This window comes from Actinokineospora xionganensis, from assembly GCF_014323725.1.
Classification (GTDB): Bacteria; Actinomycetota; Actinomycetes; order Mycobacteriales; family Pseudonocardiaceae; genus Actinokineospora; species Actinokineospora xionganensis.
Window position 1 is genome coordinate 23,978 of the sequence record NZ_JABVED010000008.1, and the last position, 14,606, is coordinate 38,583.

Here is a 14,606-nt window from a genome sequence, read left to right on the forward strand (position 1 = left end):
CCAGAGAGGGCCGACGATCACCCGGTGCGGGCCAGCAGGTGCGGCGCCCAAGAGGAGGCGGGGACGCGGAGGATTCCCCCATCCGGGTTCTTGGAATCACGCACGTGGACCTCCGTGGAATACGACACCTCGACACAGTCCTGGGCACCACTGCCGCTGAAGCTCGACTTCCGCCACTCGCTGTACATGCGTTTCAGCCCCGTTCATGATCGGCCGCCATCCTGGCCATGAAGTTCACCGAATCGGTGGACCCAAGCGCGACCTTCACGAGGGTGGCCGCAACCCCACGGAACGATTCTATGTCGGCCGGGTCGTCGTGGAACCCCGCCGTGCGGTCGAGCTCGGTGTAGACGATGGGCGATGAGCGAGGGAACTGCAGCAGCGAGAAGTAGCCGGGGTTGCGGTATCCGCCGTGGCGGAACGGGATCACATGGATGGTGATGTTGGGGCGCTTGGCCAACTCGATCAGCCAGTGGATCTGCTCGACCATCGCCGCCGAGCCACCATAAGCCCGGCGCAGGGTGGCCTCATCGAGGATGGCCAGGTAGTCGGGGGCAAGCAGTTTGGCGAGCACCTGCTGCCGAGCGAGGCGGGCGGCGACCAGGGCATCGTGGCGGGGTTGGGGGAATTCGCTCGTGGCGGTGATTGCCTGCACATAGGCGGGGGTCTGCAACAGACCCGGCAGGGTTGACGGCGCGAAATTCAGGATCGAGCTGGCTTCCTCTTCGAAGTTCGCCAAGGCGGGGCGGCCACGGGTGAGCGGCACGCCGAGCCAGCCGGGGGCGTTGACCTCTTCCACCATTTCCATGATCCGCTTGCGCTCCGGGCCGGTCACGCCGTAGATCGCCAACAGGGCGGACACGTTGGCCACGCCTGCCATGCGCTTGGCGTTCTCGATGCGATTGAGGGTGGCGATGGAGGTGCCCAGGCGGGCTGCCGCCTGCCGGGTGGTGAGGCCCGCCTTCTCACGGAGGGCCGTAAGTTCCGTTGCCAGCGCTCGCATTCTGGCGGGCAGTCGTTCGCTCATGTGTTCATGAGATCAGCTTCCACCCACGCCGCAAGCGCCACGAATGGCTGAGGTTTCTCAGGGGTCGTAACGCTCATCGTGGAAGGCCGCGTACATCGCGACCACTTCCGCCCGGTCGTGCGGCTCCGCCTCTTCGCGAATCCGGCGATTCAAACCCGCCGGGTATCCGTGCTTCACCAACCGTCGCTCCGACGCGTGCTCCATAAAGGACATCGCGAAGTACAAACCCGTGATATATGCCAGCGCCACCATCGACAACCGCAGCGACAACGGCCCGGGCACGAACATCAACAGCCACCACGGCGCCAACAGCACCAGCGACCTTGCCAGGTGCCGGAAAACCCACGTCTGACAACTCAGGTCCCACAGCACCCAGTGCCGAAACCGGTCGGGCAGCCTGCCCCCGATGGCATACCAGAGCCACCGCAAGGGGCCAGGACGGTCTCGGACCACACCGGACATGCTAAGCGGCCGGTGTCCAGGTGGCTTGATCACCCTGAACACCGGCCGCTTAAGAGAGAACTAGTTACCGACGGCCTGCTTGAGGTCGTCAGCGCGGTCCGTGCGCTCCCACGGCAGGTCCAGCTCCGGGCGACCGAAGTGGCCGTACGCCGCCGTCGGCGCGTAGATGGGCCGCAGCAGGTCCAGGTCGCGGATGATCGCGGCCGGACGGAGGTCGAAGACCTCGCGGATCGCCTGCTGGATCTTCAGCGGGTCGGCGTTCTCGGTGCCGAAGGTCTCGACGAACAGGCCCACGGGCGCGGCCTTGCCGATCGCGTACGCGACCTGCACCTCGATACGCGAGGCAAGGCCCGCCGCGACGGCGTTCTTCGCGACCCAGCGCATCGCGTAGGCAGCCGAACGGTCGACCTTCGACGGGTCCTTGCCGGAGAACGCGCCGCCACCGTGGCGAGACATGCCGCCGTAGGTGTCGACGATGATCTTGCGGCCGGTCAGGCCCGCGTCGCCCATCGGGCCGCCGATGACGAACCGGCCGGTCGGGTTGACCAGGAGCCGCACGTTCTCGGTGTCGAGGTCGAGGTCGGCCAACTCGGGCAGCACGACCTGCTCGCGCACGTCGACGCCGAGCAGCTTCTCCAGGTCGACGCCCTCGGCGTGCTGGCTGGACACGACCACGGTGTCGAGCCGGACGGCGCGGTCGCCGTCGTACTCGATGGTGACCTGGGTCTTGCCGTCCGGACGCAGGTACGGCAGCACACCGTCCTTGCGGACCTTGGTGAGCCGCTTCGCGAGCCGGTGCGCGAGCGCGATCGGCAGCGGCATGAGCTCCGGGGTGTCCGTGCAGGCGTAGCCGAACATCAGACCCTGGTCGCCCGCGCCCTGGCGGTCGATCTCGTCCTCGGCGTGGTCCACCCGCGACTCGTACGCGGTGTCGACACCCTGGGCGATGTCCGGGGACTGCGACCCGATGGCGATGTTCACGCCACACGAGTTGCCGTCGAAGCCCTTGGCGGAGGAGTCATACCCGATCTTGAGGATGACGTCGCGCACGATCGACGGAATGTCCGCGTACGCCTCGGTGGTCACCTCGCCGGCGACATGCACCTGGCCGGTGGTCACCAGCGTCTCGACCGCGACCCGCGAACGCGGGTCCTTGGACAGCAGAGCGTCCAGAACGGAGTCACTGATGGCGTCGCAGATCTTGTCCGGGTGGCCCTCAGTGACCGACTCCGAAGTGAACAGTCGGCGGCTACCTGTCTCACTCACGACTAACCCCACCTCATCCGAAGACTTAACGTCTTCACCTTATCCAGGCGGCGGTTCGCGCCGCGACCGGCTGATTGTGCTCACTACGGCATCCCAGACTTCGGACGCCACTTGCGCTTTTGAGCCGAAGGCGATAGCTCGCTCGGTGCCGTCCGCACTGAGCAACCACCCTTCATTGTCCTCGGTCTCGAACGCTTTGCCTTCTCCCACCCTGTTGACCACCAGCAAGTCGCATCCCTTGCGGGCGAGCTTGGCGCGCGCGTGGTCAAGGACGTCGGACCCGTTGTCGCCGGTCTCGGCGGCGAACCCGACGATGACCTGGTTGGCGACCTGGTCGGAACCCGGTTCGCGGCGGTTCTCGACCAGCTCGGCCAGCACGTCGGCGTTGCGGGTGAGCGCGACCGCGTCCGGGTCCGCTTCGGTCTTCTTGATTTTGAACTCGGCCCGGTGCGTGGGCCGGAAGTCGGCTACCGCGGCGGCCATGACCACCACATCGGCGTCGGCGGCCGCTTTGTGAACAGCGTCGCGCAATTCGGCCGCTGTTGCGGCGTTGACGATGTCCGCGCCCGCGGGCTCGGGCAGTGCGGCGGTGTGCGCGGAGACCAACGTCACCCGCGCGCCGCGCTGCACGGCCGTGCGCGCGAGGGCGTAGCCCTGCTTTCCGGACGAGCGGTTGCCCAGGAAGCGGACCGGGTCGAGCGGCTCACGGGTGCCGCCCGCCGAGACGACGACATGCAAGCCCTCCATGTCGCGCGGGAGGGCGTCGGAGCGGGCCAGCAGGAGCCGGGCCAGGTCGACGATCTCGGCCGGGTCGGCGAGCCTGCCCTTGCCGGTGTCGGCTCCAGTGAGCCTGCCGCTGGCGGGCTCGCTCACCACAACCCCGCGCGAGCGCAGGGTGGCGACGTTGGCCCGCGTGGCCGCGTGCTCCCACATCTCGGTGTGCATGGCCGGGACCATCAGCACCGGGCAGCGCGCTGTCAGCAGGGTGTTCGTGAGCAAGTCGTCGGCCAGGCCGTGGGCGGCCTTGGCCAGCAGGTCGGCCGTCGAGGGCACGACCACCACGATGTCGGCCTCTTGACCGAGGCGGACGTGCGGCACCTCTGGCACATCGGAGAACACACCGGTGTGGGCCTTGTTGCCGGACAGGGCCTCGAAGGTCGCCGCACCGACGAACCGCAGAGCGGCCTCGGTGGGCACCACCCGCACGTCGTGACCGGACTCGGTCAGTCGGCGCAGGACCTCACAGGCCTTGTAGGCGGCGATGCCGCCGCCTACGCCCAGGACGACCCGAGGCCGGGACGTCACTCGCCCTCGGTGTGCTCAAGCAGACCGGAGTGGATTTCGCGCAGCGCGATGGAAAGGGGCTTCTCGCGCGGGCCCGGCTCGACGAGCGGTCCGACGTACTCGAGAAGGCCCTCGCCCAGCTGGGCGTAGTAGTCGTTGATCTGGCGCGCGCGCTTGGCCGCGTAGATCACCAGGGCGTACTTGGAGCTGACCTTGTCGAGCAGGTCATCGATCGGCGGGTTGGTGATGCCTTCGAGGGCAGTCGACGGCTCGCCCAGTGCGCCCAGCTCGGTAGGGGTGATCACTCGCAACAGCTCCAGGTCAATCCGATGATGGCGTGAGTACCAAGGTTAGCAACTCGGTGGCGGCTTGCCGTACATCGGCATTCACCACGACCGCGTCGAACTCCTTCTTCGCGGCGAGTTCCTCCTCCGCGATGGCGAGCCTGCGGGCGACCACGGCCTCCTCCTCGGTGCCACGGCCGGTGAGCCTGCTCACCAGCGTGTCCCAGGACGGCGGCACCAGCATGACCAGCTGGGCCTCCGGCATGGCCGCGCGCACCTGGCGCGCGCCCTGCAGCTCGATCTCCAGCACAGCGGGCTTTCCCGAGGCCAGAGCGGCCTCGACCGGCCCGCGCGGGGTGCCGTAGTGGTTGCCCGCGAACTCCGCGTGCTCCAGCAACTCGCCCGCGGTGACCATGCGGTCGAACTCGGCGCGGGTGACGAAGTGGTAGTGCGCGCCGTCGATCTCGCCGGGGCGCGGGGCCCTGGTCGTGACCGAGACACTGAAGTAGAGGTCGGGGTGGAGCCTGCGCAGTTCGCCGACCACGCTCGACTTGCCCACACCCGACGGACCCGACACGACAGTGAGCCGGGACCGGGTAGCGACACCCGGGCCCGGCTCACGGCCGTTCAAACTGTCATTCACTCGCTGGGGAACTCGGCGAGCAGGGCCTTGCGCTGACGGTCTCCAAGACCGCGCAGACGGCGGCTCGGGGCGATCTCAAGGCGCTCGATGATCTGCTGAGCACGCACCTTGCCGACGCCTGGGAGGGCCTCCAGCAGAGCGGTGACCTTCATCTTGCCGAGGATCTCGTCGTTGTCCGACTGAGTCAGCACGTCCTTGAGGGTGGTGCCACCTCGCTTCAGGCGCTCCTTGAGCTCAGCCCGGACGCGACGGGCGGCAGCCGCCTTCTCCAGCGCTGCGGCCCGCTGCTCCTCGGTCAGCTGGGGAAGGGCCACGATTTCCTCCGTGGGGATTGGTTCTCCGGATCGGTGCCGCGACGTTACCGAGCCCTGGCCTGCGAAGACAACGCGGGTCCCGTCTGTGCGCACGGTGACGACGTGCTAGAAGTTGATCAACGTCCACACCCGGGTGGGGCTGTGACCTGCGTCAATCGTTCCGACGGGGCCGATAAGCCGTTGGTGACGGAGCGCGATCGGCTGCCCACGCGAGGAGAAAGTGTCATTTCCACCACTTTCCGAGTTGTTCTGAACACACCCAGTCAGACCACCCGCCGCCACCTGGGCGAACAGAATCGCGATGACTTGATAGGCCGAATGGCGTAGCGGCAACGATTCGGCGTCCGATTCTCGCGGCGGCGCGCTGTCGTGATGTCGGCGAAACCACCGTGGATCGGGCCCGGGAGCCGAACGCGACGACGGCGCCGTGAGGTTCCACGGCGCCGTCTTGTCTTGTGATGGGTTCAGCGGGCGGCTAGCTCGTCCCTGGCACGCAGCGCGGCGGTCCGCAGTGCGGTGGCGTCCGGGCCGTGTTTGAGGACGTCCCTGGAGCTCGTGGGCAGCACGTGGGCCAGTGGACCGAACACCCGGTCCAAATCCGCCGCGCCCGCGCCCTGGGCGCCCACGCCGGGGGCCAGGATGGGGCCGTTGAGCCTGGACAGGTCCAGGCCCGTCTCCCCCACCGTCGCGCCGATGACCAAGCCGACCGACCCCATGGGGTCGGCGTCCGCGTTTCGCAAAGCCGCTTCGTCAACGACCGTCTGCGCGACGAGCTTGCCGTCGCCGACGGCGCGCTGGACCGACGCGCCCTCCTTGTTCGACGTCAGCGCGAGGACGAACACGCCTCGCCCTGTCCGCTCCGCCTCGTCGATCGCCGGAGCCAGCGAGCCGAACCCCAGGAAGGGCGACAGCGTCACCGCGTCCGCGGCGAGGGGAGAACCCTCACCGAGGTACGCGGCGGCGTAGGCGGCCATCGTGGAGCCGATGTCGCCCCGCTTCACGTCGAGCAGCACGAGGGCGCCCGCGGCCTGGGACTCGGCGATCACGCGTTCCAGGACGGCGACTCCGCGCGACCCGTAGGCCTCGAAGAAAGCCGACTGCGGCTTGAGCACCGAGATCTCCCCCGCCAGCGCCTCGACGCAGGTCAGCGCGAACCGCTCCAGGCCACTGACGTCCTGGGGCAGGCCCCACGCGTCGAGCAGGCCGGGGTGGGGGTCGATGCCGACGCACAGGCGCCCGCGCGCGGCGACCGACTCGGCCAGGCGCTTGCCGAACGGGGCCCTCACTGGCGGCCCTGGGCGGCCACGTCGGCCCGCAGCGACGCCTGCAGCTCCTGCAGGGACCGCACGCCGATGTCGTCGCGGATCAGAGCCTCGATCCCGTGCACCGCCGCGGCAGCGCCCTGGATCGTGGTGATGCACGGGATGTCGCGCGAAACGGCGGCCGTGCGGATCTCGTAGCCGTCGACCCGGGGGCCGGGGTTGCCGTACGGGGTGTTGATCACCATCTCGACGCCGCCGTCGCGGATGATGCCGACGATGTCGACCTCGCCCGGGACCGCCTCGGTGTGCTTGCCGACGACCGAGCATGCGATCCCGTTGCGCCGCAACACCTCCGCCGTGCCCGAGGTCGCCAGGATCTCGAACCCGAGGTCGGCGAGGCGCTTGACCGGGAAGACCATCGCGCGCTTGTCGCGGTTGGCGACGGAGACGAACACCCGGCCCGAGGTGGGCAGCGAGCCGTAGGACGCGGTCTGCGACTTGGCGAACGCCTTGCCGAAGGACACGTCGATGCCCATGACCTCGCCGGTGGACTTCATCTCCGGGCCGAGCAGCGAGTCGACGCCGTGGCCTTCCTTGGTGCGGAAGCGGTGGAAGGGCAGGACCGCCTCCTTGACCGCGACCGGCGCCCCCGGGGGCAGCTGGGCGCCGTCGCCGAACGCGGGAAGCATGCCTTCCTCGCGCAGCTCCGCGATGGTCGCGCCGAGCATGATCCGCGCGGCGGCCTTCGCGAGCGGGGCCGCGGTCGCCTTGGAGACGAACGGGACCGTGCGGCTCGCGCGCGGGTTGGCTTCCAGGACATAAAGCACGTCGTCCTTGAGCGCGTACTGCACGTTGAGCAGGCCGCGCACGCCCACGCCCTTGGCGATCGCCTCCGTGGAGCGGCGGACCGCCTCCAGGTCGGTGCGGCCCAGGGTGATCGGCGGCAGCGCGCACGAGGAGTCGCCGGAGTGGATGCCCGCTTCCTCGATGTGCTCCATCACGCCGCCGAGGTAGACCTCGTCGCCGTCGCACAGGGCGTCGACGTCGATCTCGATGGCGTCGTCGAGGAACCGGTCGACCAGCACCGGGTGCTCCGGGCTGACCTCGGTGGCCCGCTCGATGTAGCCGGCGAGGGTGGCCTCGTCGTAGACGATCTCCATGCCGCGGCCGCCGAGCACGTAGGACGGGCGGACCAGGACCGGGTAGCCGATCTCGTCGGCGATGCGCTTGGCGCCTGCGAACGACGTGGCGGTGCCGTACTTCGGCGCGGGCAGCCCGGCCGAGGTCAGCACCTCGCCGAACGCGCCACGGTCCTCGGCGAGGTGGATCGCCTCGGGCTGGGTGCCCACGATCGGCACGCCCGCGTCGGCCAGCCGCTGCGCAAGGCCCAGCGGGGTCTGGCCGCCGAGCTGGACGATGACGCCGGCCACGGTGCCGGAGCGCTGCTCGGAGTGCACGACCTCCAGGACGTCCTCGAACGTCAGCGGCTCGAAGTACAGCCGGTCGGAGGTGTCGTAGTCGGTGGACACCGTCTCCGGGTTGCAGTTGACCATGACGGTCTCGAACCCGGCTTCGCGCAGGGCCATCGCGGCGTGCACGCACGAGTAGTCGAACTCGATGCCCTGGCCGATGCGGTTCGGGCCGGAGCCCAGGATCAGCACCTTGGGCTTGTCGTGCTGCGGCGCGACCTCGTTCTCGGCTTCGGGGTCGAGCTCGTAGGACGAGTAGTGGTACGGCGTGTTCGCGGCGAACTCGGCGGCGCAGGTGTCGACCGTCTTGTAGACCGGGCGGACGCCGAGGCGGTGGCGCAGCGAGCGGACACCGTCCTCACCGGCGAGTTCGGGGCGCAGCGCGGCGACCTGGCGGTCGGAGAAGCCCGAGCGCTTGACCCGGCGCAGCAGCTGCTCGTCGAGCACGGGCGCGTCCATGACCTCGTCGCGCAGCTCGATCAGCGAGACGATCTGGTCGATGAACCACGGGTCGATGCCGCTGGCCTGGTGCACCGCGTCGACGCTCGCGCCCATCCGCAGCGCGCGCTCGACGGTGTAGAGCCTGCCGTCGTGCGCGGTCCGCAGGGCGTCGAGCGCGGTCTCCTGGGTCATGGTCTCCGGGTCGGGCCGGGTCCAGAAGCTGGCGTCCTTGGTCTCCATCGACCGCAGGGCCTTGCCCAGCGCCTCGACGAAGTTGCGGCCGATCGACATGGCCTCGCCGACGCTCTTCATCGTCGTGGTCAGCGTGGCGTCGGCGCCGGGGAACTTCTCGAACGCGAAGCGCGGGACCTTGACCACGACATAGTCGAGCGTGGGCTCGAACGACGCCGGGGTCTCGCCGGTGATGTCGTTGGTGATCTCGTCGAGCGTGTAGCCGATGGCCAGCTTCGCGGCGATCTTGGCGATCGGGAAGCCGGTCGCCTTCGACGCCAGCGCGCTGGAGCGCGACACCCGCGGGTTCATCTCGATGACGACCATGCGGCCGTTGCCCGGGTGGATGGCGAACTGGATGTTGCAGCCGCCGGTGTCCACGCCGACCGCGCGCAGCACGTCGATGCCGACGTCGCGCATGTGCTGGAACTCGCGGTCGGTGAGCGTCATCGCGGGGGCGACGGTGACCGAGTCGCCGGTGTGCACGCCCATCGGATCGATGTTCTCGATCGAGCAGATGACGACGACGTTGTCCTTGCGGTCGCGCATCAGCTCGAGCTCGTACTCCTTCCAGCCGAGCACGCTCTCCTCGATGAGCACCTCGGTGACCGGGCTCTCGGTGAGGCCGCTGGAAGCGAGCCGCTCCAACTCGTCGTGCGTGTGCGCCATGCCGGAGCCCAGTCCGCCCATGGTGAACGAGGGGCGGATGACGACCGGCAGGCCCAGCTCGGCGACGGTCTCGCGGACCTCCTCCATCGAATGGCACACCCGGCTGCGCGGGGTCTCGGCGCCGATGTCGGCGACGATGTTCTTGAACTTCTGCCGGTCCTCGCCGCGCTGGATGGCCTCGATGTCGGCGCCGATCAGCTCGACGCCGAACTTCTCCAGCACACCCTTCTCGTGCAGGGCGACCGCGGTGTTGAGCGCCGTCTGGCCGCCGAGGGTGGCGAGCACCGAGTCGACGGGGTGGCCCGCGTCGAGCTCGGCCTGTAGGACCTTCTCCACGAACTCGGCCGTGATCGGCTCGATGTAGGTGGCGTCGGCGAACTCCGGATCGGTCATGATCGTCGCCGGGTTGGAGTTGACGAGGCTGACCCGCAGGCCCTCCTCGCGCAGCACGCGGCAGGCCTGGGTGCCGGAGTAGTCGAACTCGCACGCCTGGCCGATGACGATCGGGCCGGACCCGATCACCAGCACGTGCTTGATGTCTTCGCGCTTAGGCATTGTCCTTACCGCCCATCAGGGTCACGAACTGGTCGAACAGGTCGGCGGCGTCGTGGGGACCGGCCGCCGCCTCGGGGTGGTACTGCACGGAGAACGCGGGCACGTCGAGCGCGCGCACACCCTCCACACAGCCGTCGTTGGGGCAGTAGTGGCTGACCTCGGCGGCGCCGAACGGGGTGTCGAAGCGCTCCCCCGCCTCGCCTTCGAGGGCGAAGCCGTGGTTCTGCGAGGTGATCGCGACGCGGCCGGTGGCGACGTCGATGACCGGGATGTTGATGCCGCGGTGGCCGTACTGCATCTTGTAAGTCCCGCGGCCGAGCGCGCGTCCGAGGATCTGGTTACCGAAGCAGATGCCGAACAGCGGGATCCGCCGCTCCAGCACCGACTTGGTCAGCGCGACCGCATGGTCCTGGGTGGCCGGGTCGCCCGGGCCGTTGGACAGGAAGACGCCGTCGGCCTCGATGGCCAGGATGTCGTCGAGCGTGGCGGAGGCGGGCAGCACGTGGGTCTCGATGCCGCGCGCGGCCATCATCCGCGGGGTGTTGGACTTGATGCCCAGGTCGAGGGCGGCGACCCGGAAGCGGCGCTCACCGTCGGCCTTGACCACGTAGGTCTCTTTGGTCGTGACGTCGCGGGCGAGGTCGGCGCCCTTCATCTGCTCGATCTCGCGGACCCGGCCGACCATGTGGTCGACGTCGGCCAGGTCGGCGCCGGAGAACACTCCGGCGCGCATCGCGCCGCGCTCGCGGATGTGCCTGGTCAAAGAGCGGGTGTCGACTCCGCTGATGCCGACGACGGCCTGCTCGACCAGGACCTCGTCGAGGCTGCGGGTCGAACGCCAGTTGGAGGCGATGCGGGCGGGGTCGCGCACGACGTAGCCCGACACCCACACCTTCGTCGACTCGTCGTCCTCGTCGTTCCAGCCGGTGTTGCCGATCTGCGGGGCGGTGGCCACCACGATCTGCCGGTGGTACGACGGGTCGGTCAGGGTCTCCTGGTAGCCGCTCATCGCGGTGCAGAACACCACCTCGCCGAACGTGGTGCCGGTGGCGCCGAAGGATTCGCCGCGGAAGACCCGGCCGTCCTCCAGCACCAACGCGGCGGCAGTCCGCGTGCTCTTACTCACCGTGCGGTACCTCCATGTCGTTCTGCACAGCATCGGTCGCGTTCGTCTGTGCCAGAGTGCGTACAGCTGGCACCCAGGTGTCGTAATCGGTCTTCTCGTCGGCCCGGAAGCCGGTGTCGAACTGGCTGTCGCCGATCGCCCAGCGGATCACGAGCAGGCCGTCGCCACCCATGATCTTTCCAGCGATGCCCGCCTCGGTGCGCGCGTCGACGACCGAGTCGGCGGGGATCCACACGGGACTCGCGCCGATCCGGTCAAAGAGCACGCCCTCGGTAAGCAAGTGGGCGGTCGCGTCGGCGCGGAAGCCGACATCGCCCACGGCGACCCGGTCCTGCCAGCTCTTGTCCGTCACGGTGCTCACGTAGACGCCCGTGCTCGGCGGTAGGAGTTCCTCGGTCTCACACGAACGCACGCGCTCAAGCAAGCCCGCGGGAACCTGGGGGAAAGCGGGGAGCACTGCGGCCTGGCGGCGGCCGCGGTTGCGGTAGCCCCACAGCATCAGGCCGACGAGCAGCAGGAAGATCGCCAGGAAAAGCAGGGACAGTCCAAGCCTGCTCATCGGACCGCCTTCCCGTCGCGCGCGGTGACCTCGCCGCGCAGCAGCGTGGCGACCACGGTGCCCGGCAGCTCCATGCCCTCGTACGGGGTGTTGGCGGCGATGCTGGCCAGGTCGGCGCCGTGGACCGTCCAGCGGCCCGCGGGGTCGACCAGCGTCAGGTTGGCTGGCTCGCCCATCGCGATCGGGCGGCCCTGGTCGGGCAGCCCGGCGATCTCGGCGGGACGCTCGCTCATCACCCGGGCGACACCGCGCCAGTCCAGCAGGCCCGGCTCGACCATGGTCGCCACCACGATCGGCAGCGCGGTCTGCAGACCGAGCATGCCGGGGCGGGCGGCGGACCACTCGCAGTCCTTGTCCTGGTGGGCGTGCGGGGCGTGGTCGGTGGCGACACAGTCGACCGTGCCGTCCGCGAGCGCCGCGCGCAGCGACTTGGCGTCGTTGGCGGTGCGCAGCGGCGGGTTGACCTTGTTGACCGGGTCGTAGGTGTTGAGCCGGTCGTCGTCGAGGAGCAGGTGGTGCGGGGTGACCTCGGCGCTGACCTGGGTGCCGCGGCCCTTGGCCCAGCGCAGGACCTCCGCGGTGCCCTCGGTGGAGACGTGGCAGACGTGCAGCCTGGCGCCCGCGTGCAGGGCCAGCAGGCAGTCGCGGGCGACGATCGACTCCTCGGCGACCGCGGGCCAGCCGGTGAGGCCCAGCCGCGCGGCGGTCTCACCCTCGTGGGCCTGCGCGCCGACGGTCAGCCGCGGCTCCTCGGCGTGCTGGGCGATGACCGCGCCCAGCGCCTTCGTGTATTCCAGGGCGCGGCGCATGATCAGCGGGTCGGCGACGCAGAGGCCGTCGTCGGAGAAAATCCGCACCCCGGCCTTGGCCATGGTGCCCAACTCGGCGAGCTTCTCGCCCTTGAGGCCCACGGTGACCGCTCCGACCGGGTAGACGTCGACGAGGCCGACCTCCTGGCCGCGGCGCCACACGTGCTCGACGATGACCGCGTTGTCGGCGACCGGGTCGGTGTTGGCCATGGCGAACACGGCCGTGTAGCCGCCGAGGGCGGCGGCTCGGGAACCGGTCTCAATGGTTTCGGTGTCTTCGCGACCCGGCTCACGCAAGTGGGTGTGCAGGTCGACGAACCCGGGCAGTGCGACCAGGCCGTCCGCCTCGATGACCTCGTCGCCTTCGAGGCTGCCTATTGCCGCGATGTCGGTAATGACACCGTCACTGATCAACAGGTCTACGGGATCGCCTTCGCCATAGGGCTTGGCGCCGCGGATGACCAGGGTCATGAACCGTCTTCCTCTCCGGCCAGCAGGTGGTACAGCACGGCCATTCGGACATGCACCCCGTTGGCGACCTGTTCGGTGATGGCCGCGCGCGCCGAGTCGGCGACCGCCGGGGCGATCTCCATCCCGCGCAGCATCGGACCGGGGTGCAGCACGACCGCGTGCTCGGGCAGCAACCGTGCCCGGGCTTCGCTTAGGCCATAGGTGATCGAGTACTCCTTGGCGGACGGGAAGAAGCCGCCGTGCATGCGCTCGGCCTGCACCCGCAGCATCATGACCGCGTCCAGCGTCGGCAACTCGGCGTCGAGTTCGTGGCTCACCTGGACCGGCCAGTTCTCGACACCGGCGGGCAGCAGCGTGGGCGGCGCGACGAGGACGACCTCGGCACCGAGCGCGGTGAGCAGGTGCACGTTGGATCGCGCGACCCGGCTGTGCAGAACGTCACCCACGATCGCGACGCGCCTGCCGTCGATCCCGCCGAGCCGGTCGCGCAGCGTCGCCGCGTCGAGCAGGGCCTGCGTCGGGTGCTCGTGGGTTCCGTCACCCGCGTTGATGACGCTCGTGCCCGCCTCGGCGAGCCAGCCCGCGAGACGGTGCGCGGCGCCCGAAGCCGGGTGGCGCACGATCACGCAGTCGGCGCCCGCGGCGGCCAGCGTCAGGCCGGTGTCGCGAAGGGACTCGCCCTTGCCCACAGAGGACCCGCCGGAGGAGACGTTGACCACGTCGGCGCTCATCCACTTCCCCGCGATCTCGAACGAGACGCGGGTGCGGGTGGAGTTCTCGTAGAACATGGTGATCACCGTGCGGCCGCGCAGCGTCGGCAGCTTGCGGACCTCGCGGCCCAGCAGGGTCTTCTTCAGACCGTCGGCGGTGTCCAGAATGGCCAGCGCGGTCGCCGGGTCGAGCCCGTCGGTGCTCAGGAGGTGTTTCACTCGGACTCCTCCGGCCTGCGCAGCAGCACGGCGTCGTGACCGTCGATCTCGGCGAGCAGGACGGCGACCTCCTCGGATCGGGCGGTGGGCACGTTCTTGCCCACGTAGTCGGCACGGATGGGGAGTTCGCGGTGGCCGCGGTCGACAAGGACGGCGAGCTGGACCGCGCGGGGGCGGCCCGCGTCGCGCAGCGCGTCGAGTGCGGCGCGGATGGTGCGGCCGGAGAACAGCACATCGTCGACCAGGATGACCAGAGCGTCATCGATCCCGCCGGGCGGCAGCGCGGTCGCGCCGAGCGGGCGGGTGGGCTTGCGGCGCAGGTCGTCGCGGTAAAGGGTCACGTCCAGCGTGCCCACCGGGACCCGCACATCGACGAATTCGGCGATCTTCGCGGCCAGCCGCTCGGCCAGCGGGCCGCCACGGGTGGGTACGCCCAGCAACACGACCGGGCTCGCCCCGGACGCGCCGAGGGCGGTCTTCTCGATGACCTGATGGGCCATTCGAGCGATGGTGCGCGCGACATCGCCGGCCGAAAGCAGCTCGCGCTGCCCAGCCGGGTCTGCCGCGTCGCGGTCTCGCGACGCCACAGTGGACTCCTTCCCCGCCTCACTGGACGGGCTTTAAAGGATGTCGATCAGCCCAGTTGACCTGGGCTCACGTCGACCGTATCAGGCCGATTCCGGTCACTTTGCGGGTGGTCCGGGCCATGTTCCCCAGGTCTCCTGGTCCGATCAGCTTGACCTGGTGACAACTCTGGGTAACCATTACTCAGCGTGTTGATTTGAAGCTACCCGAGGCTGTCGCT

At 69.4% G+C, this 14,606-nt stretch carries 15 protein-coding genes; all 15 read right to left on the reverse strand.

Features of this window, described 5'->3' with window-relative positions; genetic code table 11:
* Positions 1–17: 17 nt before the first annotated feature.
* The gene (locus tag GPZ80_RS15290) at positions 18–188 is read right to left on the reverse strand and encodes a DUF397 domain-containing protein (protein ID WP_187221036.1); all 171 of its coding nucleotides are present in this window, start codon (positions 186–188) and stop codon (positions 18–20) included.
* Between the two features lie 5 nt (positions 189–193).
* A complete protein-coding gene (locus GPZ80_RS15295) occupies positions 194–1,027 on the reverse strand; it encodes a helix-turn-helix domain-containing protein (RefSeq protein ID WP_187221037.1) in 834 nt (277 codons plus the stop codon).
* 57 nt (positions 1,028–1,084) lie between these two features.
* Positions 1,085–1,489, reverse strand: coding sequence for a DUF5313 family protein (locus GPZ80_RS15300; protein ID WP_187221038.1), 405 nt, complete (start codon positions 1,487–1,489; stop codon positions 1,085–1,087).
* Between the two features lie 60 nt (positions 1,490–1,549).
* A complete protein-coding gene (gene metK, locus GPZ80_RS15305; protein WP_222719395.1) occupies positions 1,550–2,731 on the reverse strand; it encodes a methionine adenosyltransferase in 1,182 nt (393 codons plus the stop codon).
* Positions 2,732–2,794: 63 nt separating this feature from the next.
* Entirely contained in the window at positions 2,795–4,060 is a 1,266-nt protein-coding gene (gene coaBC, locus GPZ80_RS15310) for a bifunctional phosphopantothenoylcysteine decarboxylase/phosphopantothenate--cysteine ligase CoaBC (protein WP_187221040.1), read from the reverse strand.
* Positions 4,057–4,344, reverse strand: coding sequence for a DNA-directed RNA polymerase subunit omega (rpoZ, locus tag GPZ80_RS15315; RefSeq protein WP_187221041.1), 288 nt, complete (start codon positions 4,342–4,344; stop codon positions 4,057–4,059). The genes coaBC and rpoZ overlap by 4 nt, the downstream gene beginning before the upstream one ends.
* Positions 4,345–4,360: 16 nt before the next feature.
* Complete coding sequence (gene gmk / locus GPZ80_RS15320; RefSeq protein WP_187221042.1) at positions 4,361–4,966, reverse strand: guanylate kinase; 606 nt, start codon at positions 4,964–4,966, stop codon at positions 4,361–4,363.
* Entirely contained in the window at positions 4,963–5,280 is a 318-nt protein-coding gene (mihF, locus tag GPZ80_RS15325) for an integration host factor, actinobacterial type (protein ID WP_091380708.1), read from the reverse strand. The genes gmk and mihF overlap by 4 nt, the downstream gene beginning before the upstream one ends.
* A gap of 464 nt (positions 5,281–5,744) precedes the next feature.
* A complete protein-coding gene (gene pyrF / locus GPZ80_RS15330; protein WP_187221043.1) occupies positions 5,745–6,566 on the reverse strand; it encodes an orotidine-5'-phosphate decarboxylase in 822 nt (273 codons plus the stop codon).
* Complete coding sequence (carB, locus tag GPZ80_RS15335; RefSeq protein WP_187221044.1) at positions 6,563–9,907, reverse strand: carbamoyl-phosphate synthase large subunit; 3,345 nt, start codon at positions 9,905–9,907, stop codon at positions 6,563–6,565. Before carB ends, pyrF begins: the two co-directional genes overlap by 4 nt.
* Entirely contained in the window at positions 9,900–11,066 is a 1,167-nt protein-coding gene (gene carA / locus GPZ80_RS15340) for a glutamine-hydrolyzing carbamoyl-phosphate synthase small subunit (RefSeq protein ID WP_187221045.1), read from the reverse strand. Before carA ends, carB begins: the two co-directional genes overlap by 8 nt.
* Entirely contained in the window at positions 11,026–11,592 is a 567-nt protein-coding gene (locus GPZ80_RS15345) for a PH-like domain-containing protein (RefSeq protein ID WP_187221046.1), read from the reverse strand. Before GPZ80_RS15345 ends, carA begins: the two co-directional genes overlap by 41 nt.
* Positions 11,589–12,872 carry a dihydroorotase gene (locus tag GPZ80_RS15350; RefSeq protein WP_187221047.1) on the reverse strand — a complete coding sequence of 428 codons (1,284 nt, stop codon included), beginning with the start codon at positions 12,870–12,872 and terminating at the stop codon, positions 11,589–11,591. The genes GPZ80_RS15345 and GPZ80_RS15350 overlap by 4 nt, the downstream gene beginning before the upstream one ends.
* Complete coding sequence (locus GPZ80_RS15355; RefSeq protein ID WP_187221048.1) at positions 12,869–13,801, reverse strand: aspartate carbamoyltransferase catalytic subunit; 933 nt, start codon at positions 13,799–13,801, stop codon at positions 12,869–12,871. The genes GPZ80_RS15350 and GPZ80_RS15355 overlap by 4 nt, the downstream gene beginning before the upstream one ends.
* Complete coding sequence (gene pyrR / locus GPZ80_RS15360; protein WP_187221049.1) at positions 13,798–14,388, reverse strand: bifunctional pyr operon transcriptional regulator/uracil phosphoribosyltransferase PyrR; 591 nt, start codon at positions 14,386–14,388, stop codon at positions 13,798–13,800. Before pyrR ends, GPZ80_RS15355 begins: the two co-directional genes overlap by 4 nt.
* Between the last annotated feature and the right edge of the window lie 218 nt (positions 14,389–14,606).

Bases quoted from the DNA above. Each gene is read 5' to 3' on its own strand.
- GPZ80_RS15290 (WP_187221036.1), bottom strand. From the start codon at position 188: ATGTACAGCGAGTGGCGGAAGTCGAGCTTCAGCGGCAGTGGTGCCCAG.
- GPZ80_RS15345 (WP_187221046.1), bottom strand. From the start codon at position 11,592: ATGAGCAGGCTTGGACTGTCCCTGCTTTTCCTGGCGATCTTCCTGCTG.
- GPZ80_RS15300 (WP_187221038.1), bottom strand. From the start codon at position 1,489: ATGTCCGGTGTGGTCCGAGACCGTCCTGGCCCCTTGCGGTGGCTCTGG.
- GPZ80_RS15295 (WP_187221037.1), bottom strand. From the start codon at position 1,027: ATGAGCGAACGACTGCCCGCCAGAATGCGAGCGCTGGCAACGGAACTT.
- GPZ80_RS15350 (WP_187221047.1), bottom strand. From the start codon at position 12,872: ATGACCCTGGTCATCCGCGGCGCCAAGCCCTATGGCGAAGGCGATCCC.
- carA (WP_187221045.1), bottom strand. From the start codon at position 11,066: ATGCTGTGCAGAACGACATGGAGGTACCGCACGGTGAGTAAGAGCACG.
- carB (WP_187221044.1), bottom strand. From the start codon at position 9,907: ATGCCTAAGCGCGAAGACATCAAGCACGTGCTGGTGATCGGGTCCGGC.